Below are 2,082 nucleotides of genomic sequence, written 5' to 3'. Positions count from 1 at the left end.
AGTGTCTCCCCAGAAATTCGGCTTGATCCTTCATTTCATTATACCACTCCGTCTTTACCCTGGCCAATATCGGTTCACCGTTCTTAGTTCATTGTTCAGTGTTGTTTAAATCACTCATTGTTGCCGGTTATTTTAGATGGCCACAAACTAAGAACTGAACCGGAAACTATAAACTTCAAACCACTGTAAACAAGAACCAAAAACAGTGAACTAAGAACTGAAAATTGTGAATTTTTAAAACGGTGCGTCTTCGTCGCTATCATCAAAGCCTCCAAAACCACCACCGGAGCCTCCTTTGTCTTCATTCAGACGGCTACCGAGGGTTATTGTACCGGCAGAATCATCAAATTCTGAAGGTATGCCTCCTCCTGAAGGGAAATCACCTCCGGAAAAGCCTCCTGTATCCAGGTCGGCGAACTTGGTAAACTTACCGATAAACTTAAGAGGTACATTTTCGAGCGATCCGTTTCTGTGCTTGGCAATGATAACCTCTCCCATTCCAATAGTAGGCATACCATTTTCATCCTCGGTAATACCATAATATTCTGGCCTGTAGAGGAACATAACCATATCCGCATCCTGCTCAATTGATCCCGATTCCCTCAAATCCGATAGCTGTGGTCTTTTGTCTCCACCACGGGTTTCCACGGCCCGGCTTAACTGGGAGAGGGCAATTACCGGTACGTTAAGTTCCTTGGCAATTCCTTTCAGTGCCCTGGAAATAGACGCAATCTCCTGCTCACGGTTACCGCCTCCTTTGGAGCTGTCACCACTCATCAACTGAAGGTAGTCAATTACGATCAGTTGTATGTCATGCTGTGCTTTGAGCCTTCGACACTTGGCCCTTAGTTCCAGGATCGACAGTGCGGGGGTATCATCGATAAAAATAGGGGCGTTACTAAGCTTATTGGTTTTGTGGATAAGCTGCTCCCATTCATAACCGGCCAGGTTCCCTTTTTTAATTTTCTCACTTTCAAGTTCTGCCTCAGCAGAAATAAGCCTGTTTACCAACTGCACAGAAGACATCTCCAGAGAGAATATAGCCGCTGCATGGTTAAACTCCACGGCAGCATTACGAAGGGCGGAAACCACAAACGCCGTTTTACCCATCGCAGGACGGGCAGCAATAATAATAAGATCTGACCGCTGCCAGCCTGAGGTAACCCTGTCGAGGGCGGAGAACCCACTCGGGATACCAGTAAGCCCGTCTTTGTGGTTCTTCCTTTCCTCCAATTCCTGGATGGCCTGTGCCATCAGGGAGCGCATATTGTCGAAATTTTTTCTGATGTTAGATTCTGAGATCTCAAACAGTGCCTGCTCGGTCTTATCCAGAAGCTGAAATACGTCCGAAGTATCCTCGTAAGCGTCGTGCTGGATCTCAGATGCCACGCGGATAAGTTCACGCTTGATAGACATCTCGGTGACTATCCTGGCGTGGTATTCCACGTTGGCTGCGGAGCTTACTTTGGATGTAAGTTCTGCTATGTAATATGAACCTCCTGCCATCTCCAGCTTACCATTCTTTCGCAACTGATTGGCAACAGTCCGCATATCCACAGGCTCTGAATTGTTGAACAATTCCACGATTGCCCTGTAAATTTCTTTGTGAGCGTCAGAGTAGAAACTATCTGGTTTAAGAATATCAATTACTGTGGTAAGTGCATCTTTTTCAAGCATTAAGGCACCCAGTACTGCATCCTCCAAATCCAGCGCCTGCGGGGGCAGTTTTCCGAGCCCCTCATTCATGTCTACCGTTAGCCTGTTCGACTTATGACCTACCCGCAGCGATGACTTGTTTTCCATGTAATAACTTGTAGTTAATTGTAGTGGTTGTTGTAATAATTGATTGGCAACTCAAACGTAAAAATAAAAAAGGGTTCTAGCAATTTCGCTGATTCCGATCACCCCTTTTCACGTAGTTCACACAAAACATTTGCCTGCATAGAATATAACTAAAAAATTGGTAAGGATTAAACAGGTTTTAGAGTTTATCCACATCCCTTATCCACACACCAGCAACAAAATTGTGGAAAAATCAATTCCTTATTCACAAAATATTAAATTATCCACACAGTTATCAAC

1 protein-coding gene is annotated in these 2,082 nt (G+C 44.8%); it reads right to left on the bottom strand.

From position 1 onward, the window contains the following. Positions 1-234: 234 nt before the first annotated feature. Positions 235-1,803: a replicative DNA helicase gene (gene dnaB, locus E1163_RS13195; RefSeq protein WP_155172521.1), complete on the bottom strand. Its 1,569-nt coding sequence runs from the start codon at positions 1,801-1,803 to the stop codon at positions 235-237. Between the last annotated feature and the right edge of the window lie 279 nt (positions 1,804-2,082).

Source organism: Fulvivirga kasyanovii, assembly GCF_009711405.1.
Taxonomy (GTDB): domain Bacteria; phylum Bacteroidota; class Bacteroidia; order Cytophagales; family Cyclobacteriaceae; genus Fulvivirga; species Fulvivirga kasyanovii.
This window is presented reverse-complemented; position numbering and strand designations above follow the sequence as displayed.